Raw genomic sequence first — 19,902 nt, 5'->3', positions numbered from 1 at the left:
CCCTTCGCCGCCTATTTGGCGTCCTTCACAGGAGCGCCCTTGGCGTCTCCATTGTCCTCGGCGGCCGGAGCGGGCTCCTCCCCGGGCACCGACTCGGCCCCACCAGCAGGCTCGGCCACGCCTGCGGGCTCCGCCTCGGCAGCGGGCTCGCCCGTGGCCGCGGGCTCGGCCACCTCGTTGGACGGCTCGGTCGCGGGAGTGGGCTCGTCCGCAGTGGCAGGCTCGACCTTGGCAGCGGGCTCGGCCACGGCGGTGGACTCGGCCTTGGTCGGCTCGGCTCCAGCGGGGTCGACCACCTCGTCGGACGGTTCGGCCACGGCGGCGGGCTCGACCTTGGTGGGTTCGGCTACGTCGTCGGACGCCTCAGACTCCTCGGCCATGGGGATGGGCTCATCCGCGACGGTGGGCTCGACCTTGGCGGCGGGCTCGGCTCCGGCTGGCTCGGCCACCTCGGCGGACGGCTCGGCCTCGTCAGACGGCTCAGCCACGGCGGCAGGCTCGACCTTGGCAGGCTCGGGTTCGACGGGGGCGGCCACCTCGTCGGACGCGTCGGCAGCAGGGGTGGGCTTGTCCGCAGCGGCAGGCTCGGCCTTGGCAGCGGGCTCGGCCACGGCGGTGGACTCGGCCTTGGTCGGTTCGGCTCCGGCGGGGACGGCCATCCCGTCGGATGCCTCGGCCTCGTCGGACACCTCGGCCAGCGGGGTGGGCTCGTCCGCGACGGTCGGCTCGGTCTTGGTGGCCTCAGGGTCGGGGGCGAGTTCCAGGTCTCTGCGGGTCTCGGAGGCTGGCTCTGGCGCGGGCTTCAGGTCTCGGCGGGTCTCGGATGCGGGGTCCGGGGTTACTTCCAGGTCTCGGCGGGTCTCGGACGCGGGTTCGTCCACTTCGGGCAGTTGGTCGGCGGGCTCGTCGGGGGCCGTCTCTTCCGAGGGCGGCTCTTCGGCCTCCCGGGCTTCGGCCACCGGTTCTTCCACGGCCTCTTCCTCGGCGACGGTGTCCGGCTCCTGGGTGGTGGCGACGGCGCCGACGTTCTCGGGGCCGGTCTTGTTGCGGGCCCAGTAGAGGTAGCCCACGGCGCCCAGGAAGACGACCAGCGACGTCCAGTCGTTCAAGCGCAGGCCGAGGAAGTGGTGGGCGTCGTCGATGCGCAGGGCCTCGATCCAGAACCGGCCCACGGTGTAGGCGGCCACGTAGAGGGCGAACGCCCGGCCGTGGGTGAGCTTGAAGCGGCGGTCGGCCCAGATGACGAGGATCGCGATGCCGACGCACCAGAGCGACTCGTACAGGAATGTGGGGTGGTACGTGGCGACGTCGGCGTACTTGGGGTCGACGCTGGTGTCGGGCAGCTTCGGGCGGTTGCCGTAGTCGATCTTGAGTGCCCAGAAGGTGTCGAGCGGCCGCCCGTACAGTTCCTGGTTCCACCAGTTGCCCCAGCGGCCGATCGCCTGGCCGAGGGCGATGCCGGGCGCGATCGCGTCGCCCAGGGCCAGCACCGAGACGCCGTGGCGGCGGCAGCCGATGACCGCGCCGAGCGCGCCCAGCACGACGGCGCCCCAGATGCCGAGGCCGCCCTCCCAGATCTTCAGCGCGTCGACCGGCTCGCGGCCGTCGCCGAAGTACCGCTGGTAGTCGGTGATGACGTGGTAGAGACGGCCGCCGATGAGGCCGAACGGCACGGCCCAGACCGCGACGTCGATGATGACGCCGGGGGTGCCCCCCTTGGCGGCCCAGCGGCGCTCGCCCAGCCAGACCGCGACGACGATGCCGATAATGATCATCAGCGCGTAGGCGCGGATCGGGATGGGCCCGAGGTGCCAGACACCTTCGGAGGGGCTCGGAATGTAGGCGACCGACTGCATGAGCATGGACGTTACCGCTTCCAGGCCCTTCCGTGCCCCAAGATCGGCATCGTCGGCCGGACGGGCCGCCGGTGCGGCGGGCCGGGCGGGCGGGCTACCTTCCGGCCGCCTCGATCGCCTTCTTCAAGCCGTCCGGTGTGAGGGCGCTTGCGGCGGCCTTCTTCCCGTCGAGCATGAGGGTCGGCGTCGACGTCACCCCGGCCCGGGCCGCGTGCGCGGTGGCCTGGTCGACCAGCGCGTTCTTCTCGCCGCCGTTCACGCACGCGGTGAACGCGCCGCCGGGGATGCCGGCCTCGGCCCCCCACTTGATCAGGTCGGCGTTCTCGAAGCCGACGTCGCCCTCGTCGGGCTGCTCGGCGTACAGCCGGTCGTGGTAGCGGACCCAGTTGCCCGCGGGCGCGCACTCCGCGGCGTTGGCGGCGCGCTGGGAGTTGGACTTCAGGGGCTCCTGCTGGAACAGCCGGAACGGCCGGTAGACGACCTTGACCTTGCCCGCCGCCGCCTGCTCCTTGATCGTCGTGCCCAGGCTCTCCTCCACGCTCTTGCACGCGGGGCACTGGAAGTCCTCGTACAGCTCCAGGACCGGCTTGGCGACGCCCGCCTCGGCCATCACGACCGACCCGTCCGCCTGCCGGGTGGCCGGGGCGAGCGCGCCCTTGTAGCCGGAGCCGGGCGCGGAGTCGTCGTCCGTCGAGCCGCGCACGAGCACGACGGCGACCACGACGACCGCCACGGCCACCACCGTGCCCAGCACGACGAACAGCAGCCGCCGCTGCTTGTCCCGCGCCGCCTGCCTGGAGCGTTCCTCGGCCAGCCGCTGCCGCGCCGAGCGCTCCCTGTCCACCATGCTCATCAGTCCCCCGACTTGTGCGCCGACCTGCGGTTTCGCGGGTCGACCCTAGCGGCGGGACGCGGCGCGGCAGGGCGGCGCGACCCTTCCGAGGGAGAGAAAACACCGAGCCGTGGCCCGCTCGGGGGCCACGGCTCGGCGAAAAGGCGACGGCCGGAAGCGGCCGGGGCCGGACTACTTGTTGGTCTTGGCGGCGTCGCTGACGGCCTTCTCCAGGCCCTGGGGGCTGCCGATCTCGTCGTTCTCCAGCTTGCGGCCGTTGAGGAAGACGGTCGGCGTGCCGGTGACCTTGCGGGTCTGCAGCGCGAACGTGGTCATCGTGTCGACCTGCGCCTTCTTCTGCTGGTCGGTGACGCACTTGTCGAAGCCCGCGTCGGTCACGCCGACGTCCTTGCCCCAGTTGATCAGCTCCTTGGTGGCGAAGCCCTTGGTGCCCTCCTCGGGCTGGAACTTGAAGAGCGCGTCGTGGTAGGAGAGCCACTTGTCGGCCGGGACGCACAGCGCCGCGGCGGCGGACCGCAGTGAGTTCTCCTTGACGGGGTTCTCCGACTGGCCGAACAGGTGGAACGGCCGATAGACGACCTTGACCTTGCCCGCCGCGGCCAGCTCCTTGACCGTCTTGCCGGTGCTCTCCTCGAACGCCTTGCAGGCCGGGCACTGGAAGTCCTCGAAGACCTCGAGCGTGGGGGCGGTGACGCCCGCCTTGGCCATCACGATCGAGCCGTCGGCGTCGCGGGTGAGCGGGGCCTGCGCGCCGGTGTAGGCGGTCGCCTTCTGGTCGCTCTTGCCCTTCTGGTCGAGAACGATCACGGTGACCACCACGACCGCCGCGACGGCGACCACCGCGCCGAGGACGATCGCGAGCAGCCTGCGCTGCTTGTCGCGTGCCTCCTGGCGCTTGCGCTCGACGGCCAGCCGCTCCCGTGCGGACCGCTCACGTGCGGCCTTGCTCATTGTGGATCTCCTAATCGGGGGCCGCGCGGCGGGTGGCCGCGCGGGCTCGGCGGTGGGGTCCTAGTCGACCTGGCCGATCCGCCGGAACTCGTCGGACAGGACAAGGACGAACAGCAGGATAGTGATGGCGTGGACGCCGGTGCACCACAGGCAGATCTTGTGCAGCAGGGCCAGCTCGACGGTCACCAGGTAGATGACGAAGACCAGCCCGATGCCGGTGGCGGCCAGCCGGCCCCAGCGGAACAGCGGCCGCTCCGAGCGCAGCGCGAACGGCAGGATCAGCGCCGCGAACGCGACGAAGAAGCCCAGCCCGAGCAGCGGCAGCGGGACGCCGGCCAGCTCCGAGTACTTGCTGGTGGTGACCGCGTGGCAGTCGATCTGGCCGGACGCCGAGCAGACCAGCGCCTTCTCGTCGTAGTGACTGATCGTCAGGTAGATCGAGATGCCGAGCCCGGCGAGCGTGAGCACCCACGCGGTGAGCATGAACCAGAGCGGCCGGGCGGGCGCCGGCGCCGCGCTCGTGTCCCGTCCCTCGACCTGCTGAGCCATCATGATCCTTCTCCCACTCGGCACCCGTCGGCACCCGCCGGACAGCCCTGCGCCCGGGCGCGGCGGCACGCCACCACTCCCGGGCTCGGGAACACCTTAGGGGACCGCGCATAAGCTCGCCGTACGAACCGCGGGCGACCGCGGCCCCCGGGGACCGACCCTATTTGATCTTGCGTACGCCCTCGGCCAGTTCGGTGGTGAGGGCGCGCAACCCGGCGAGCCCGGCGGCGGCGTCCGGGGCGTCCAGGATGCGCCGGACGAACGCCGAGCCGACGATGACGCCGTCGGCGAAGCCCGCCACGTCCGCGGCCTGGGCGCCGTTGGAGACACCGAGCCCGAGCCCGACCGGCAGGTCGAGCCCCTGCCGCTCGATGGCCGCGCGGGTCCGCTCGACCAGGCGCGGCGCGCCGGTGTCGACGGCGTTGCGCGCGCCGGTGACGCCCATCAGCGACGCGGCGTAGACGAACCCGCGAGACGCCTTGGTGATCTTCTCGATGCGCTCGTCGGTCGAGCTGAGCGCGACGAGGAACACCTTGTCGAGGTCGTGCGCGTCCGCCGCCTCCAGCCAGGAACCGGCCTCCTCGGGCGAGAGGTCGGGCGTGATGAGCCCGCTGCCGCCGGCCGACTTCAGGTCGCGCGCGAACGACTCCACGCCGTAGCGGTCGACCGGGTTCCAGTAGGTCATGACCAGGGTCGGCACGCCGGTCGCCGCCACCGCCTCGACGGTGCGGAAGACGTCGGCGACCTTGAAGCCGCCGACCAGCGCCTGGTGCACGGCGTCCTGGATGACCGGGCCGTCCATCATCGGGTCGCTGTAGGGCAGGCCGATCTCGATGACGTCGCAGCCCGCCTCGACCATGACGCGCAGCGCCTCGAGGGAGCCCTCGTAGGAGGGGAACCCGGCGGGCAGATAGCCGACGAGGGCGGCGCGCCCCTCGGCCTTGGCCTTGGCGTAGGCGACCTGGGCGCTCATCGGGCCTCTCCTTCCGGCATCAGGCCGAAGAAGCTGGCCGCCGTGTGCATGTCCTTGTCGCCGCGGCCGGAGAGGCACACCACGATCGTGCTGTCCGGGCCGAGCTCGCGGCCGACCTTGAGCGCGCCCGCGAGGGCGTGCGCCGACTCGATGGCCGGGATGATGCCCTCCGTGCGGCAGAGCAGCGCGAACGCCTCCATCGCCTCCGCGTCGGTGATCTCGCGGTATTCGGCGCGGCCGCTGTCGTGCAGCCAGGAGTGCTCGGGGCCGACGCCGGGATAGTCGAGGCCCGCGGAGATCGAGTGCGTCTCCATGGTCTGCCCGTCCTCGTCCTGGAGCAGGTAGGTGCGCATGCCGTGGATGACGCCGAGCGAGCCGCCGACCAGGGTGGCGGCGTGCTTGCCGGTCGTGACGCCTTCGCCGCCGGCCTCGAAGCCGTAGAGCCGCACGCCCTCGTCGGGGATGAACGCGTGGAAGGTGCCGATGGCGTTGGAGCCGCCGCCCACGCAGGCGATCACCGCGTCCGGCAGCTTCCCGGTGAGGTCGAGGACCTGCTGCCGGGCCTCGACGCCGATGACGCGCTGGAAGTCGCGGACCATCATCGGGAACGGGTGCGGGCCCATGACCGACCCGATGCAGTAGTGCGTGTGGCCGACGGTGGCGACCCAGTCGCGGAACGCCTCGTTGCAAGCGTCCTTGAGCGTCCGGCTGCCGGTCTTGACCGGGATCACCTCGGCGCCCAGCATCCGCATGCGGGCGACGTTGAGGGCCTGGCGCTCGGTGTCGACCTCGCCCATGTAGACGGTGCAGTCGAGCCCGAGGAGGGCGGCGGCGGTGGCGGTGGCCACGCCGTGCTGGCCCGCGCCCGTCTCGGCGAGGATGCGCTTCTTGCCCATGCGCCGGGTGAGCAGCGCCTGCCCGAGCACGTTGTTGATCTTGTGTGAGCCGGTGTGGTTGAGGTCCTCGCGCTTGAGGAGGACGCGGGCGCCGCCCGCCTCCGCGCCGAAGCGCTTGGCCTCGGTCAGCAGGCTGGGCCGGCCGGCGTAGTTGGCGAGCAGGTCGTCGAGCTCGGCGACGAACTCCGGATCTTTCTTCGCGGTCTCGAACTCGCGGTCGAGCTCGTCGAGGGCGGCCATGAGGGCCTCGGGCGCGAACCGCCCGCCGAAGGCACCGAAGTGGCCGTCCGCGTCGGGCACGGGCGAAGCAGCGCCGCGCGCGGCGTCGATGGTCATCTGAAGTCTCGTCCTGTCGTACGGAGAAGGGCTTACCTGATTAGTGAGATGTCAGGTAAGCGCGCCATCGTTCGCGCAGCGGTTCCATCGGCATGACCTAAATCTACCCGGCCTCAGCCGCCCTGCCGGAGGGCGGGGTGCGCCCCGGCCGCGACCAGGTCGGCGACGGCGGAACGCGGGTCCTTGCCGGTCACCAGGCTCTCGCCCACGAGCACGGCGTCGGCGCCGGACGAGGCGTAGGCCAGGAGGTCGTGCGGCCCCCGCACCCCCGACTCGGCGATCTTGACGACGTCCTTGGGGATCAGCGGTGCCAGCCGGGCGAACACGTCCCGGTCGACCTTGAGGGTCTTCAGGTCGCGGGCGTTGACCCCGATGACCTTGGCACCCGCGTCGACCGCGCGGGTGACCTCGTCCTCGGTGTGCACCTCGACCAGCGGGAGCAGCCCGATCGACTCGGCCCGCTCGACCAGCGACACCAGGGCGTCCTGTTCCAGCCCGGCGACGATCAGCAGGGCGACGTCCGCGCCGTACGCGCGCGCCTCCCACAGCTGGTAGGAGGTGACGATGAAGTCCTTGCGGAGGACGGCGATGTCGACGTTGGCGCGGACGGCGGCCAGGTCGTCCAGGCTGCCGCCGAACCGGCGCCGCTCGGTCAGGACGCTGATCACCTTGGCGCCGCCGGCCTCGTAGTCGGCGGCCAGCGCGGCCGGGTCGGCGATCGCGGCGAGCGCGCCCTTGGACGGGCTGCTGCGCTTGACCTCGGCGATCACCCCGACGCCGGGGCCGCGGAGCGCGGCCAGCGCGTCCTTCGGCGCGGCCGCCCGCTCGGCCTTCGCCTTGAGATCGTCGAGTGAGACCTCTCGCTGCCTTTCGGCGAGATCGGCCCGGACGCCGTCGATGATCTCGTCGAGAACACTCACGCGCTGGGCCCCCTATTTTCCGGTCGATCCGTGCACCGATCGTAGCCGCAGACGGCCGTGCCCCTCGAACCCGGCCCCGCTCCCAGGCCCGGCCGAAGCACCTTTAAGGGGCCAGAGCATGCGCAAACGGAAGATTGCGGACAATCCAGTACGCCACCATCACCACCAGGAACACCCCGACCGGCCATGGCCGGAACAGGACCGAGTCCATCGGCTCACCCCGGGCCGCGCGGACCGTCCACCTGACCCACAGGTAGCCGAGCACCGGCAGCAGCAGGAAAAGCAGCGGGTTCAGGCCGAACGCGGCGCCGACGTCCCCGTGCGAGAGCGAGTTGACCATGCGCATCGCGCCGCAGCCGGGACAGTAAAGCCCGGTCAGGGCCAGGAACGGGCAGGTCGGGTAGTGGCCCGGCTCATGCGGGTCGCGCAGGGACACCAGTGTCACTCCCGCGGCGACGGCCGCGAGAGTCCCGAACGGCCCGATCAACGCCGGCCGGCGCCCCCGGCGCGGTCCGGGGCTCGGGCCAGGCCCGGGTCCGGGTCCGTCAGGAACGGACGGGACAGGCTGGGCAGGAACGCGGGTCACGCGTCCAGGGTAGGCGTGCTCGGAACACACCTCGAAGTCGCCGCCCCTGACGGGTGCAAAGCGCCCGTGGCGAGAGCGAGGCGCCCGTGGCGAGAGCCAGGCGCCCGTGGCGAGAGCCAGGCGCCCGTGGCGAGAGCCAGGCGCCTGTGCGGGCGTGAGGCGTCCATGGCGGGCGTGAGGCGTCCATGGCGAGGGCCAGGCGGCCGTGGTGGGTGCTAGGCGTTCGGAGCTGTTAGGCGTCTAGGACGTAGCCGACGCCTCGTACGGTCCGGATCGGGTTCTCTTCGCCCAGTTTGGCGCGCAGCTGGGCGATGTGGACGTCGACCGTGCGGTTGCCCGCGCCCGCGCCGGGGCCCCAGGCGGCGTCGAGCAGCTGCTCCCGGGTGAAGACCCGGCCGGGGTTGCCCATCAGGAACTCCAGCAGGTCGAACTCGGTCACCGTGAGCGCGACGCCGCGGTCGCCGACCGCCACCGCGCGCCCGCGAGGGTCCAGCATCACCGGCCCGGCGCGCAGGACGCCCGGCGTCTCGACCGGCGTGCTCCGGCGCAGCGCCTCGGCGACCGCGCCCACCAGCAGGCGCGGGCCGAACGGCCGGGTGACCCGGTGCTCGCCGAGGCCCGGCGCGGTGACCTGGTCGAGCGGGCCGGTCACCGCGATGACCGGGGCCGGCCGGGCCGCGTCGGCGACCCGCCGGTAGAGCTCGGCGGGCAGGGCGGCCGTGGACACGTCGAGCACGACCACATCCGGCCGCGTGCGGGCGGCGGTGGCGGCCGCGCGCGCCGGATCGGTCTCCACCTCGACCTCGAAGCCCTCGCGGACCAGGTAACGGCGTTCGAGCTCGGCGACGGCGGCCTCGTGTTCGATCACCAGGACGCGGCCGCCCCCGCCCTCGCCGGTCACGGCCGGCGCTCTTCGGCAGTGGGGTCCTCACCGCGGTCCAGGGACTTCCAGAGGCTGGACGAGTCGTCCGGGGCCTTGCCGGGCGCGCTCGGCCGGGCGGCCCCCTGCCGTTCGTACCGCGCCGACATGCCGGGCCAGCGCGCGCCCCGCACGAGCGTGAGCAGGCCGGCGGCGACGAGCAGCACGGCTCCGGCCACGGAGATCGTCCACCACGCGCCCACGTCCACCGCGGGATGCGCGGACAGGCCCTGCAGCAGGGCCCGCCTGTCGCCCGCCGCGGTGAGGACGTGGGAGCGCCGGACCGCCGCGACGGAGGCGTAGCCGATTCCGGCACCGAAGATCACCAGCAGCGCGCCGACACCGGCGCGCACCCGGCCGCGGGTCGCGAAGAGGGCCGCCAGCGCGGCCAGCCCCGCCCAGGCGAGCGCGCTCGCGGCGCCGCCCAGGTCACGGCCGGTCAGGTCCTGGACGAACGGCGTGATCGAGTCGCGGGCGCGGACCGTCGCCCACGGCCGCCCGGCGGCCAGCAGCACGAGCCCGGCGCCGGCCGCGCACAGCAGCGCGGCCAGCCCGCGCTCACGGCCCGCGGTCATCCCTCGGCGGTCGGACGTTCTCCGACCACCGCGTCGAGCACGTCGGCGTCGAAGCACGTGCGATCGCCGGTGTGGCAGGCGGCGCCGATCTGGTCGACCTTCACCAGGATGACGTCCTTGTCGCAGTCGAGGGCGACGGACTTGACCCACTGCTGGTGGCCGGAGCTCTCGCCCTTCACCCAGTACTCGCCGCGGCTGCGGGACCAGTAGGTGGCACGGCCGGTGGTGAGGGTGCGGTGCAGGGCCTCGTCGTCCATCCAGGCGAGCATCAGCACCTCCCCGGTGTCGTACTGCTGGGCGATGGCGGGGACGAGGCCGTCCTCGGTGCGCTTGAGACGGTCTGCGATCTTGGGGTCCAGGTTGGACGGGCTAGCCGACATGGCATCCATTGTGCCGGGTCATGCCCGCGCCGCCGCATCGCCCCGCCGCCCTCCGGGTGTGCGCCCGGGTGCGGCCTCGAACGCGGCCCGGGAAACAACAAGGCCCGCATCCTGGTGGGATGCGGGCCTTGCCGTACGGCTATCGGGTGTTACAGGGGGACGACCTGGTCGGCCTGCGGACCCCGGTTACCCTGCGTCACCTCGAACTGGACGCGCTGGTTCTCATCGAGGGTGCGGTACCCGGAGGACTGGATCGCCGAGTAGTGCACGAAAACGTCCGGCCCACCGCCGTCGACGGCGATGAAGCCGAAGCCCTTTTCGGCGTTGAACCACTTCACGGTGCCCTGCTGGGGCATGTCTTTCTCCTTGCGGCAAAACGTGGGCCCACACCTCGCGAGCCCAGCGCGGTCGCGTGCGGAACGCTCTCGCCCCCGGCTCGTCCCGGAAAAGCCAAAACGCCCGCTGCCATCAGTCCGCGGGCGTCCGTACAAACGATCGAGAACCACGACTGCAACCGACGAGCCCCACCGTATCACCGGTTCCACGTAAAGCGGAGGAGCCGCAAGCCCCGCGATTCTCCTGACGGCGAACGTCCGCGTTACCGACCCGTTAAAGGCTTCAACTTGCTTCGGCCAGGGTCTTGACAGCCTCCCACCGAACCGGCGCCGGAGGCGCTACGGGACGCGCCGCGCGAGGTGTCCGGGACCGCCTCGAGGCAGGCGATGCGCGACCGCCGAGTCTCGATGAGACGCACTTGTGCACACAAATTCTTTTGGACAAATCAACCAATTGTTGGCACGAAGCGCACAGTTCCCTCGAAGGCACGTCCCGCCACGGACGGTAAGCCCCGCCTCCCCACGCGGGAATAAGTGACGCATGCGGATGGTAGGGATGTGCAGACCTGAAACCCCCACGATCCGGAGATAAGCCGTGCCAGCAGCCTCGACGCGCGTCAGTCCCCACATCCTGCGAGACGGCATGCGGGTGCTCTGGGTCGCGATCCGGGCGGAGCCGAGGGTCTTCACCGTCTCGGTCCTCGGCAGCGCCCTGTACGCGGCGATGACGGTGGCCACGGCCACCGTCCTGGGCCAGGTGACGGAGAGAGTCGTCCTGCCGGCGTTCCGGACCGGCGACACCACGGCCGGCGCGCTGGCGGGCGCCGCCGCCGCGATCGTGGGCGTGGCCCTGTTCAAGGCGCTCGGGGTCGCGGCCCGCAGGTTCTACGCCGGCCTGATGCAGTACCGCATGCAGGCGCGGTACCGCCGGGCCGTCACCCGCCAGTACCTGCGGCTGCCCCTCGCCTGGCACCACCGGCACCCGACCGGCCAGCTGCTGTCCAACGCCAACGCCGACGTGGAGGCCGCCTGGGCGCCGCTCGCGCCGCTGCCGATGGCCGTCGGCGTGGTCTTCATGCTCGTGATCGCCGCCGTGTCGATCGTCCTGACCGATCCGACGGTGGCGATCGTGGGCTTCCTCGTCTTCCCGGCGATCGCGCTGCTGAACGTGCTCTACCAGCGCCGGCTGGCCCCCGTGGCGACCCGCGCCCAGCAGCTGCGCGCCGAGGTCAGCGAGGTCGCGCACGAGAGCTTCGAGGGCGGCCTGGTGGTCAAGACCCTCGGCCGCGAGCAGGCCGAGACCGAACGGTTCGCCGAGCGCGCCGACGCCCTGCGCGACGCCAACGTGGCGGTGGGGCGGGTGCGCGGGCTCTTCGACCCGATCCTGGAGGCGCTGCCCAACCTGGGCGTGCTCGCCGTCCTGCTGATCGGTTCGGTCCGGCTGGAGGCCGGTGCCATGACGGCGGGCGACCTGGTGAACGTGGCGTACCTGTTCACCCTGCTGGCCTGGCCGATCCGGGCGCTGGGCTGGGTGCTGGCCGAGGTGCCGCGCAGCGTCGTCGGCTGGACCCGGGTCCGGTCGGTGCTCGACGCCACCGGCGATCTCCCGTACGGGCCGCACTCCTTGAACGGCCAGAGGACGGCGGCCGAACTGGAGGTCCGCGAGCTGCGCTTCGCCTACGAGGGCGAGGAAGACGACGAAGACGGCGACGACGCCGACACCAAGACCGGCGGCAACGGCGGTAAGCGGTACGTCCTGCACGACGTCTCGTTCGCGACCGAGCCGGGGCGGACGGTCGCCGTGGTCGGACCGACCGGCTCGGGCAAGTCCACCCTCACCTCCCTCCTGGTACGGCTGGTCGACCCCGCGGACGGGTCGGTCCTGCTGGACGGGATGGACGTACGGGACATACGCCAGGGCGGGGTGGCCGAGACGGCTGCGCTCGTCCCCCAGCAGACGTTCCTCTTCGACGACACCGTGCGCGGCAACGTGCTGCTCGGACTGGACATCCCAGACGAACGTGTCTGGGAGGCCCTGCGGCTGGCCCAGGCCGACGGCTTCGTAGCGGCGCTGGCGGACGGGCTCGACACCAAGGTCGGTGAGCGCGGGGCCACCCTGTCCGGTGGGCAGCGGCAGCGGCTCGCCCTCGCCAGGGCGCTCGTGCGGCGCCCCCGCCTGCTCGTCCTCGACGACGCCACGTCAAGCGTCGACGCGCAGGTCGAGGCCCGCATCCTGGCAGGCCTGCGCGAGGCCCAAGCGTCGGAGGACGGGCCGGGGGCCACCGTCGTCGTGGTGGCGTACCGCAAGGCCACCATCGCGCTGGCCGACGAGGTCGTCTACATCGAGCACGGACGCGTCCTCGACCGCGGCCCCCACGCCGACCTGCTGCTCCGGTCGGAGGGTTACCGCAACCTCGTCAACGCCTACGAGCGCGCCGAGGAGGAGCACGAGGCCATCGAGGGCCATGGAACAGAGGAAGACAGTGACATCGAAGGCAGCGAGGAGGCCCTCAGGTGACGGCGCTCAGTGACGTCTCGGTCCAGGAAGGCGCGCTCAGCACGCTGCGGCGCGGGCTGAGGCTGAGCCCGGAGTTCCGCGCGGGACTGGCCGGGACCCTGGCGCTCGCGCTGGTCGCGACCGCCGGCCGGATCGTCGTGCCGATCGCGGTGCAGCAGACGATCGACAAGGGGCTGAGCGCCGCCGGCGGCCCGGACGTCGGCTACATCCGCACCGCCGTGCTCCTGTGCGCCGTCGCCGTCCTGATCACGGCGGTGAGCGCGTACGCGATGAACGTGCGGCTCTACAAGAGCAGCGAGACCGGCCTGGCCGCCCTGCGGGTGCGGGCGTTCCGCCACGTCCACGACCTGTCGATGCTCACCCAGAGCGGGGAGCGGCGCGGCGCGCTGGTGTCGCGGGTGACCGGCGACGTCGACCAGATCAGCCAGTTCATGCAGTTCGGCGGGCTGATGATCATCATCTCGCTGGGCCAGCTGCTGGTCGCCAGCGTGCTGATGGCGGTCTACTCGTGGCCGCTGGCCCTCATGGTCTGGCTCGCCTTCGTGCCGCTGGCGCTCGCGCTGCGCCGGTTCCAGCGGCTGGTCTCCGCCGCGTACACCCGGGTGCGCGAGCGCACCGGCGACCTGCTGGCGGCGGTCAGCGAGTCCGTCGTCGGCGCGTCGGTGATCCGCGCGTACGGCTCGGAGGAGCGCACGGCGCGGCGGGTCGACGAGACCGTCGACGCCACCCGGACCGCCCAGACCCGCGCGCAGGGCCTGGTCGCGCTCACCTTCCCCACCAGCGAGCTCACCGCCGCGATCGCGACCGCGGCGGTCGTCGTCGCCGGGGTGCTGCTCGGCGTCGACGGCAACCTCACCGCGGGCGAGCTCGTCGCGTTCCTCTTCCTCGTGACGCTGTTCGTCAGCCCGATGCAGGCCGCCACCGAGCTCCTGAACGAGGCGCAGAACGCGATCGCCGGGTGGCGGCGGGTGCTGGGAGTCCTCGACACGGTCCCGGACGTCGCCGATCCCGGCGCGGACGGCGCGGTCCTGCCGCGCGGGCCCATCCAGGTGACGTTCGAGGACGTCGGGTTCGCCTATCCGGGCGGGCCGCCCGTCCTGCACGGCGTCAACGCCGCCATCCAGCCGCGCGGCCGGGTCGCGATCGTGGGCGAGACGGGGTCGGGCAAGACGACGTTCGCCAAGCTCCTTACCCGCCTCATGGACCCGACGTCCGGCCAGGTGCGCGTGGACGGCGTGCCGCTCGACGAGGTGAGGTTCTCCTCGCTGCGGGAGCGGATCGTGATGGTGCCGCAGGACGGCTTCCTCTTCGACGCCTCGCTCGCCGACAACATCCGGTACGGCAGGCCGGACGCTACCGACGCCGACCTCCTCCTGGCCCTCACCGAGCTCGGGCTCGCCGACTGGCTGGAGGGCCTGCCGCGCGGCCTGGCGACCCCGGTCGGCCAGCGGGGCGAGTCGCTGTCGGCCGGGGAGCGCCAGCTGGTCGCGCTGGCCCGCGCCTACATCGCCGACCCCGACCTGCTCGTCCTGGACGAGGCCACTTCGGCGGTCGACCCGGCCACGGAGGTGCGGATCCAGCGCGCCCTCGACGGGGTCACCCGGGGCCGGACCGCGATCTCCATCGCGCACCGGCTGTCGACCGCGGAGGCCGCCGACGAGATCCTGGTGTTCGATTCCGGCCGGATCGTCCAGCGCGGCCCGCACGCCGAGCTGGTGGCCGTGCCCGGCGTCTACGCCGATCTGCACGCGAGCTGGATCGCCCAGCGCCAGATCTGACGGTCCGGCGCTGACGGTCTGGCGCTGGGGAGCCCGATCTGACCAGCCCGTTCGGAGTAAAGGACTTGCCCGATATCGACTCTGGTGCGCATTCTGGCGTGGTGAACAACGAGGTCGTCTTGGAATCAGCGGGCACGCTGCACGGGCAACTGCAGCGGGGTCTGGGCAGGGCCGCGCGCAGGGCGGCCGACACGTCGGGCGCGGGCGAGTACGTCTTCGACTGCATACGGCGCGATCCACGCTGGGACTTCCAATGCGAGACCAGGAGCCTCTATTACGCCCGCCTGGTGGTCGACCTCGAGCTCCCGGTGGGGCCGATCGCCGACCATCTGCTCGATCCGTCCGATCACACCGACGAGGACGAGCAGCGGGTGATCCTCGCGTTGCGGGTGCTGGGGGACCTCGTCCGGCTGAGCCGGCGCGAGGCCGCCGTGCTGCTGCGCGAGTACGCCGAGGAGGGCAACCACTGGTTCGACGCCCTCGACGAGCTGATCGAGCTGCGCGACCCGGCGCTGACGCTCGGGCTGGACGAGCTGGTGGCCGCGCGCTGTGACGACGCCACCCTCACCGACCTGGTCGCCGGCCCGCCCAATCCGGTGATCGAGAGCTGGGCCGCCCGGGAGCCGCGCGTCGCGGCCGCGCTCGCCGCGCACCGGAAGGCGAGCCCGGCCGCCCGCCGCACCGGCGGCCCCGGCGGGGGCGGCCGCTCCGAACGCACCGAATCCGAACTCCTCGAAATGGCCCGGCAGCGCGACGACGGCGCGGTCGCGGCCATTTTCGAGCTGGGGCGCAGACGCGCACCCGCGCTGCTCGACCTCGCCGAGGAGCTCCTGCCGCAGCGACCCAGCAGATGGGGCGGCGCGGTGTGCCGGGCGCTGCGGGAGTACGGGCCGGAGGTCCTCCCCCGGGCCCGCGCGTGGGCCGCCGCCCACAACGGCTGCGAGGACATGGCGCTGCGCATCCTGGCCAGCCACGGCACCCGCCAGGACATCCCGCTGCTGATGAGCGAGCTCCGCGACGCCCTGTCCAGGGGCGACTGGAGCGACGCCGCCGGCCCCATCGAAGGGCTCGGCAGGCTCCGCGCGGGCGAGGCCGTGCCGCTGCTGAAGAGCGCGTGGACCGAGTCGACCTACGCCTTCCTGAGGCCTCGTGTCCTGACCGCGCTGACCCGCACCGCCCCGCACACGGCCGAGGCCTACACCGTCGAAGGGCTGTGGGACTGCGAGGAGGGCGTCCGCGAGATCGCCGCGCAGTCGGCCCCGCTCACCCGCGACACCCGGATCCGCCTCCAGCGGCTGCACCACGACCCGGCCGAAGAGCCCGAGGTCCGCGCGGCCGCGGCCGCCCGGCTCATGTGATCCGTTTTCAGATCGCCACCGGCTGAACCCTCGTCCCGTCCGGCGCGTACCACTCCCCGGAATCGCATCTCCCCGGAAGGACGCACCATGGGTTTGCCGCACCTCCTCAAGGTCGCGCTAGTGGCCGTACCGGCCGTGGCGTTGATGGCCGGCTGCTCCGAGAAGATGAACAACGGGGCGCACGCCGGGCACGACGGGCCGGAGGCCAAGGCCGCCACGATCGAGCAGATCGCCTCGCAGACGGGCTGCACGCTCTCCGGGCGGCGGAACGCCGAAGAGCTGCGGCAGGGCGCGTGCCAGACCGGCACCGGACGCTACACCGTGGTCGACTTCACCACCGAGCAGGGGCAGAAGAGCTGGCTCGACGAGGCCAAGCCCTGGGGCGGCACCTACCTGGTCGGCAAGCGCTGGGTGATCGTCAGCACCGTGCCCACCCTGGAGACGCTGCGCCAGCAGCTGGGCGGCGACATCGTCAACGGCAGCAGCCACCACGGCGGCTGATCACCGCTCCTCCGCCGTCCCGGGGAGCCGGTGTCACCGCCGGGTACTACTTCCGTCCCGCCTGGTTCCTCCCCGGGAAGGGCGAGGCGGCGGGAGGCCGCCTCATAGACTCGCGGGCATGACCTCCCCTTTGAAGCGCAGGCTCGCCGTGCTCCCCCTCGTCCTGCTGCCACTCGCGACGGTGGCGGCGTGCGGCGGGGAGAACACCAAGACCGACTGCAACCTGAACGCCTGCACGGTCACCTTCGACCGCGGTGTGGACGCCAACGCGTCGATCCTCGGCGTCAAGGCCGAGCTGGTCAGCGTCCAGGGCAACAACGTCACGCTCAAGGTCGGCGGCCAGCAGATCACCGTGCCGGTCGGCGAGAACGAGCAGTCCGAAGGGTTCAACGTCCAGGTGCAGTCCGTCACGAAGGACAACGTGGTCGTCAAGATCTCCAATAGTGGCTGATTCGCGGGCATAGTATTCGTCCATGCGTTCGATCACTGTGGCGGAACGGCGTGCCCGGCTGGCGGTCCGGCACCGGCTGGCCCCGCCGGCCCGGACCGACGACGTCGTCGAGATCGCCCGGTCGCTCGTGGCGTTGCACGCCACCGACCCCGCCACCGTCTTCCTGTCGGTGGCGGCGCGCAGCAAGGCCGCCACCCCCGCCCTGGTCGAGAAGGCCCTCTACGACGACCGGACGCTGCTGCGGATGCTCGCCATGCGGCGGACCATGTTCGTCGTCCCGGTCGAGCTCGTCCCCGTCCTGCAGGCCTCCTGCGGCGACGCCCTCGCGATCAAGCAGCGCCGTACGTACGGCAGGTACCTGGAGCAGGCCGGGGTGATCGACGGCGATGTCGCCGGATGGTGGCGTGACGTCGAGGACGCCACCCACGCGGCGCTGCTGGCCCGCGGCGAGGCGACCGGGGCGCAGCTCAGCGCCGACGAGCCGCGGCTGCGCACCCAGATCGACGCCGCTCCGGGCAAGGCCTACTCCAAGCCGACCAGCATCACCACCTGGGTGCTGGTCACCCTCGGCGCCGAGGGCCGCATCGTGCGCGGCCGCCCCAACGGCTCCTGGGTCAGCAGCCAGTACAGGTGGGCGCCCATCGAGGCGTGGCTGCCGGACGGCGTCCCCGCGATGCCCGCCGACGAGGCCCGGGCCGCACTGCTCCGCGACTGGCTCTGGTCGTTCGGCCCGGCGCCGGTGTCCGACCTGAAGTGGTGGACGGGCTGGACGATGGGCGACGTCAAGAAGGGCCTCGCCCTCCTCGACGTGACCGAGGTCGATCTCGGCGGCACGACCGGCCTGCTGCTCTCCGACGATCTCGAGCCGGTGACCCCGCCCGATCCCTGGGCGGCCCTCCTGCCCGCGCTCGACCCGACCCCGATGGGCTGGCAGGCGCGGTCGTGGTATCTCGGCGACCACGGACCCATCCTGTTCGACAAGACCGGTAACATCGGCCCGGCCATCTGGTGGGACGGCCGTATCGTCGGCGGCTGGGCCCAGCGCAAGGACGGCGAGATCGCCGTGCGCCTGCTGGAGGACGTGGGCGCCGAGGCGACGGCCGCGATCGAGGCCGAGGCCGCCCGTTTGCCCGGCTGGTACGGGGATGTCCGCGCGACTCCGCGGTTCCGCACGCCCCTGGAGCGCGAACTCACGAGCTAATCCGGGAAGATAAGCAGCATGCCCGCAGAACGCATGCTTCCCACCCCCGAAGCCGAAGACCTCATCGCGCTGACCCGCGAGCTCTGCCGCAAGGAACTGGCGCCCCGCGCGGCCCCGGCGGAGGAGTCCGGCACGTTCCCCCGCGACATCTTCCGGCTGCTCGGCCGCAGCGGCCTGCTCGGCCTCCCCTACCCCGAGGAGCAGGGCGGCGGCGGGCAGCCGTACGAGATCTACCTGCAGGTGCTGGAGGAGATCGCGTCGGTCTGGGCCTCGGTCGCGGTCGGCGTGAGCGTGCACTCCCTGTCCTGCTTCCCGCTGGCCAACTACGGCACCGACGAGCAGCGCAAGCAGTTGCCCGAGCTGCTCGGCGGCGAGCTGCTGGGCGGGTACGCGCTGTCGGAGGCGCACGCGGGCTCCGACGCCGGGGCGCTCAGCACCCGGGCGCTCGCCGTGGACGACCACTACCTGGTCAGCGGCACCAAGACCTGGATCACCCACGGCGGCGAGGCCGACTTCTACGTGCTGTTCGCCCGCACGTCCGACGAGGGCGGGCGCGGCATCAGCTGCTTCCTCACCGAGGGGCGGATGCCCGGCCTCACCTTCGGGCCGCCGGAGCGCAAGATGGGTCTCACCGGCTCCACGACGGCGCAGCTGCACTTCGACAACGTGCGCGTCCCGTCCGAATGGCGGCTCGGCGACGAGGGCCAGGGCTTCCCGATCGCGCTGGCCGCCCTCGACTCCGGCCGGCTCGGCATCGCCGCCTGCGCGGTGGGGCTGGCGCAGGGCGCGCTCGACCGCGCGGTCGTCTACGCCACCGAGCGCGAGCAGTTCGGCCGTCCGATCATCGCCAACCAGGGCCTGGCGTTCCTGCTGGCCGACATGGCGGCAGCCGTGGAGTCGGCCCGCGCCACCTACCTCGACGCCGCCCGGCGCAAGGACCGCGGGCTCCCGTTCGGCCGCCAGGCCTCCATCGCCAAGCTGGTCGCCACCGACGCCGCGATGAAGGTGACGATCGACGCGGTCCAGGTGCTCGGCGGCTACGGCTATACCCGCGACTTCCCGGTGGAGCGTTACATGCGCGAGGCCAAGGTCATGCAGATCTTCGAGGGCACCAACCAGATCCAGCGCATGGTCATAGGCCGCCACTTGGCCAAAGCCGCCGCCCTGTAACCCGTGGGGGCCACCCCCACACCCCCGACGCCGGGCCGGGCAGGGGCCAGCCCCTACGACCCCGGCAGGGGGCCGGCCCCCTGCACCCCCGGCGTGGGGTCGGCTTCCTGCACCCCGGGCACGGGTTCAACCCGCGTAGGGGCCCGGCGGCGGCATTTGCGGATAGGCGCCGCCCGGCATCGGCGGTCCGGGGGTCGGGGGGCGCTGGGCGCGGATGCGGCGCTTGGAGTTGCGGCGGCGCAGGGGGATCACGATGGCGGAGATGACTCCGAGGCCGCCCAGGAAGAGCCCGGCGAGGAGGGCGAAGCCCAGGTAGCCGTCGACCGTGTCGTCGGGCGCCACCAGCAGCTCGCCGGTGGCCCCGCGGCACGTGACCTTCGCCATTCCGCTCAGCGGGGCCTCGAAGGTCGCCACGTAGCGGTAGGAGGGGTAGTCCGTCGCGCTCCAGGAGTTCTTCTTGGTGAGCGCGACCGGGTCCGCGGTGCCGCCGTTGGCGGGGGCGATCGAGCAGGTCGTCGGCCCGGCCGCGTTGCCCCGGACGTAGACGAAGTACGGGTGGCCCTGGTGAAGCTCGACCGTCAGGCCGTTCACCGGGTCACCGGCCACCTTGGGCCCCGAGGCGTACTGGGTCTCCTCCCACTGGCCGACGAGCAGGGCGGTGAAGCCCAGCACCGAGCCCAGGATCAGCACGATCGGCAGCAGGTACCACGCCGCGTGCGGCCGGACGCGCTCCGCGGGCGCCCAGGACTGCCCGTGCTGGGGCTGCATCATCGGCGCGTTCGGTCCGGCCCACATC

At 72.3% G+C, this 19,902-nt stretch carries 20 protein-coding genes; 7 read left to right on the top strand and 13 right to left on the bottom strand.

The genetic code is table 11. The features are described 5' to 3' along the window. Window positions 1-11: 11 nt before the first annotated feature. The 12 genes from lgt to ACGFNU_RS13445 form a co-directional block, all read right to left on the bottom strand. Window positions 12-1,856 (bottom strand): prolipoprotein diacylglyceryl transferase, encoded by a 1,845-nt coding sequence (gene lgt / locus ACGFNU_RS13500; RefSeq protein WP_392593191.1) that lies wholly within the window; start codon window positions 1,854-1,856, stop codon window positions 12-14. A gap of 94 nt (window positions 1,857-1,950) precedes the next feature. After that, the gene (locus ACGFNU_RS13495; protein WP_392593189.1) at window positions 1,951-2,709 is read right to left on the bottom strand and encodes a DsbA family protein; all 759 of its coding nucleotides are present in this window, start codon (window positions 2,707-2,709) and stop codon (window positions 1,951-1,953) included. Window positions 2,710-2,880: 171 nt separating this feature from the next. Then, window positions 2,881-3,660 (bottom strand): DsbA family protein, encoded by a 780-nt coding sequence (locus ACGFNU_RS13490; RefSeq protein ID WP_392593187.1) that lies wholly within the window; start codon window positions 3,658-3,660, stop codon window positions 2,881-2,883. 60 nt (window positions 3,661-3,720) lie between these two features. Beyond that, on the bottom strand, window positions 3,721-4,212 hold the full coding sequence (locus ACGFNU_RS13485) for a vitamin K epoxide reductase family protein (protein ID WP_392593185.1): 492 nt from the start codon (window positions 4,210-4,212) through the stop codon (window positions 3,721-3,723). 157 nt (window positions 4,213-4,369) lie between these two features. Next, a complete protein-coding gene (gene trpA, locus ACGFNU_RS13480) occupies window positions 4,370-5,182 on the bottom strand; it encodes a tryptophan synthase subunit alpha (RefSeq protein ID WP_392593183.1) in 813 nt (270 codons plus the stop codon). After that, window positions 5,179-6,414 (bottom strand): tryptophan synthase subunit beta, encoded by a 1,236-nt coding sequence (gene trpB, locus ACGFNU_RS13475; RefSeq protein WP_392593181.1) that lies wholly within the window; start codon window positions 6,412-6,414, stop codon window positions 5,179-5,181. The genes trpA and trpB overlap by 4 nt, the downstream gene beginning before the upstream one ends. 113 nt (window positions 6,415-6,527) lie before the next feature. Beyond that, window positions 6,528-7,334: an indole-3-glycerol phosphate synthase TrpC gene (trpC, locus tag ACGFNU_RS13470; protein ID WP_392593179.1), complete on the bottom strand. Its 807-nt coding sequence runs from the start codon at window positions 7,332-7,334 to the stop codon at window positions 6,528-6,530. A 103-nt stretch (window positions 7,335-7,437) separates the two neighbouring features. Next, entirely contained in the window at window positions 7,438-7,770 is a 333-nt protein-coding gene (locus ACGFNU_RS13465; protein ID WP_392593177.1) for a DUF2752 domain-containing protein, read from the bottom strand. A 382-nt stretch (window positions 7,771-8,152) separates the two neighbouring features. Next, a complete protein-coding gene (locus tag ACGFNU_RS13460; protein ID WP_392593175.1) occupies window positions 8,153-8,821 on the bottom strand; it encodes a response regulator transcription factor in 669 nt (222 codons plus the stop codon). Then, window positions 8,818-9,414 carry a TIGR02234 family membrane protein gene (locus ACGFNU_RS13455; RefSeq protein ID WP_392593173.1) on the bottom strand — a complete coding sequence of 199 codons (597 nt, stop codon included), beginning with the start codon at window positions 9,412-9,414 and terminating at the stop codon, window positions 8,818-8,820. Before ACGFNU_RS13455 ends, ACGFNU_RS13460 begins: the two co-directional genes overlap by 4 nt. Further along, window positions 9,411-9,794, bottom strand: a complete 384-nt coding sequence (gene hisI / locus ACGFNU_RS13450) for a phosphoribosyl-AMP cyclohydrolase (protein WP_392593171.1) — start codon at window positions 9,792-9,794, stop codon at window positions 9,411-9,413. The genes ACGFNU_RS13455 and hisI overlap by 4 nt, the downstream gene beginning before the upstream one ends. Window positions 9,795-9,943: 149 nt before the next feature. Beyond that, a complete protein-coding gene (locus ACGFNU_RS13445; protein WP_018657218.1) occupies window positions 9,944-10,150 on the bottom strand; it encodes a cold-shock protein in 207 nt (68 codons plus the stop codon). Between the two features lie 622 nt (window positions 10,151-10,772). On the opposite strand from ACGFNU_RS13445, the gene ACGFNU_RS13440 reads away from it, so the two are divergent. The 7 genes from ACGFNU_RS13440 to ACGFNU_RS13410 all read left to right on the top strand — a co-directional run bounded on the left by ACGFNU_RS13440 (window position 10,773) and on the right by ACGFNU_RS13410 (window position 19,106). Then, entirely contained in the window at window positions 10,773-12,647 is a 1,875-nt protein-coding gene (locus ACGFNU_RS13440) for an ABC transporter ATP-binding protein (protein WP_392593168.1), read from the top strand. Then, the gene (locus ACGFNU_RS13435) at window positions 12,644-14,425 is read left to right on the top strand and encodes an ABC transporter ATP-binding protein (RefSeq protein WP_392593166.1); all 1,782 of its coding nucleotides are present in this window, start codon (window positions 12,644-12,646) and stop codon (window positions 14,423-14,425) included. The genes ACGFNU_RS13440 and ACGFNU_RS13435 overlap by 4 nt, the downstream gene beginning before the upstream one ends. Before the next feature lie 101 nt (window positions 14,426-14,526). Continuing rightward, window positions 14,527-15,783, top strand: a complete 1,257-nt coding sequence (locus ACGFNU_RS13430) for a hypothetical protein (RefSeq protein WP_392593165.1) — start codon at window positions 14,527-14,529, stop codon at window positions 15,781-15,783. 87 nt (window positions 15,784-15,870) lie between these two features. After that, window positions 15,871-16,284: a hypothetical protein gene (locus ACGFNU_RS13425; RefSeq protein ID WP_392593164.1), complete on the top strand. Its 414-nt coding sequence runs from the start codon at window positions 15,871-15,873 to the stop codon at window positions 16,282-16,284. 118 nt (window positions 16,285-16,402) lie between these two features. Next, a complete protein-coding gene (locus tag ACGFNU_RS13420) occupies window positions 16,403-16,735 on the top strand; it encodes a hypothetical protein (RefSeq protein ID WP_392593162.1) in 333 nt (110 codons plus the stop codon). A 22-nt stretch (window positions 16,736-16,757) separates the two neighbouring features. Next, window positions 16,758-17,936: a winged helix DNA-binding domain-containing protein gene (locus ACGFNU_RS13415; RefSeq protein ID WP_392593161.1), complete on the top strand. Its 1,179-nt coding sequence runs from the start codon at window positions 16,758-16,760 to the stop codon at window positions 17,934-17,936. Window positions 17,937-17,954: 18 nt separating this feature from the next. Then, complete coding sequence (locus ACGFNU_RS13410) at window positions 17,955-19,106, top strand: acyl-CoA dehydrogenase family protein (RefSeq protein WP_392593159.1); 1,152 nt, start codon at window positions 17,955-17,957, stop codon at window positions 19,104-19,106. Between the two features lie 126 nt (window positions 19,107-19,232). On the opposite strand, the gene ACGFNU_RS13405 is transcribed toward ACGFNU_RS13410, so the two are convergent. Further along, entirely contained in the window at window positions 19,233-19,901 is a 669-nt protein-coding gene (locus ACGFNU_RS13405; RefSeq protein ID WP_392593158.1) for a hypothetical protein, read from the bottom strand. Window position 19,902 lies beyond the last annotated feature (1 nt).

It is taken from the genome of Spirillospora sp. NPDC048911 (assembly GCF_043198015.1).
Taxonomy (GTDB): Bacteria; Actinomycetota; Actinomycetes; order Streptosporangiales; family Streptosporangiaceae; genus Spirillospora.
Note: the sequence above shows the minus strand (reverse complement) of the source record. Positions and strands in the feature narration are given on the sequence as shown.

Coding starts and splice junctions, on each gene's coding strand:
- lgt (WP_392593191.1), bottom strand. CDS start 1,856: ATGCAGTCGGTCGCCTACATTCCGAGCCCCTCCGAAGGTGTCTGGCAC.
- ACGFNU_RS13495 (WP_392593189.1), bottom strand. CDS start 2,709: ATGAGCATGGTGGACAGGGAGCGCTCGGCGCGGCAGCGGCTGGCCGAG.
- ACGFNU_RS13490 (WP_392593187.1), bottom strand. CDS start 3,660: ATGAGCAAGGCCGCACGTGAGCGGTCCGCACGGGAGCGGCTGGCCGTC.
- ACGFNU_RS13485 (WP_392593185.1), bottom strand. CDS start 4,212: ATGATGGCTCAGCAGGTCGAGGGACGGGACACGAGCGCGGCGCCGGCG.
- trpA (WP_392593183.1), bottom strand. CDS start 5,182: ATGAGCGCCCAGGTCGCCTACGCCAAGGCCAAGGCCGAGGGGCGCGCC.
- trpB (WP_392593181.1), bottom strand. CDS start 6,414: ATGACCATCGACGCCGCGCGCGGCGCTGCTTCGCCCGTGCCCGACGCG.
- ACGFNU_RS13455 (WP_392593173.1), bottom strand. CDS start 9,414: ATGACCGCGGGCCGTGAGCGCGGGCTGGCCGCGCTGCTGTGCGCGGCC.
- hisI (WP_392593171.1), bottom strand. CDS start 9,794: ATGTCGGCTAGCCCGTCCAACCTGGACCCCAAGATCGCAGACCGTCTC.
- ACGFNU_RS13445 (WP_018657218.1), bottom strand. CDS start 10,150: ATGCCCCAGCAGGGCACCGTGAAGTGGTTCAACGCCGAAAAGGGCTTC.
- ACGFNU_RS13440 (WP_392593168.1), top strand. CDS start 10,773: ATGCGGGTGCTCTGGGTCGCGATCCGGGCGGAGCCGAGGGTCTTCACC.
- ACGFNU_RS13425 (WP_392593164.1), top strand. CDS start 15,871: ATGGGTTTGCCGCACCTCCTCAAGGTCGCGCTAGTGGCCGTACCGGCC.
- ACGFNU_RS13420 (WP_392593162.1), top strand. CDS start 16,403: ATGACCTCCCCTTTGAAGCGCAGGCTCGCCGTGCTCCCCCTCGTCCTG.
- ACGFNU_RS13415 (WP_392593161.1), top strand. CDS start 16,758: ATGCGTTCGATCACTGTGGCGGAACGGCGTGCCCGGCTGGCGGTCCGG.
- ACGFNU_RS13410 (WP_392593159.1), top strand. CDS start 17,955: ATGCCCGCAGAACGCATGCTTCCCACCCCCGAAGCCGAAGACCTCATC.
- ACGFNU_RS13405 (WP_392593158.1), bottom strand. CDS start 19,901: ATGTGGGCCGGACCGAACGCGCCGATGATGCAGCCCCAGCACGGGCAG.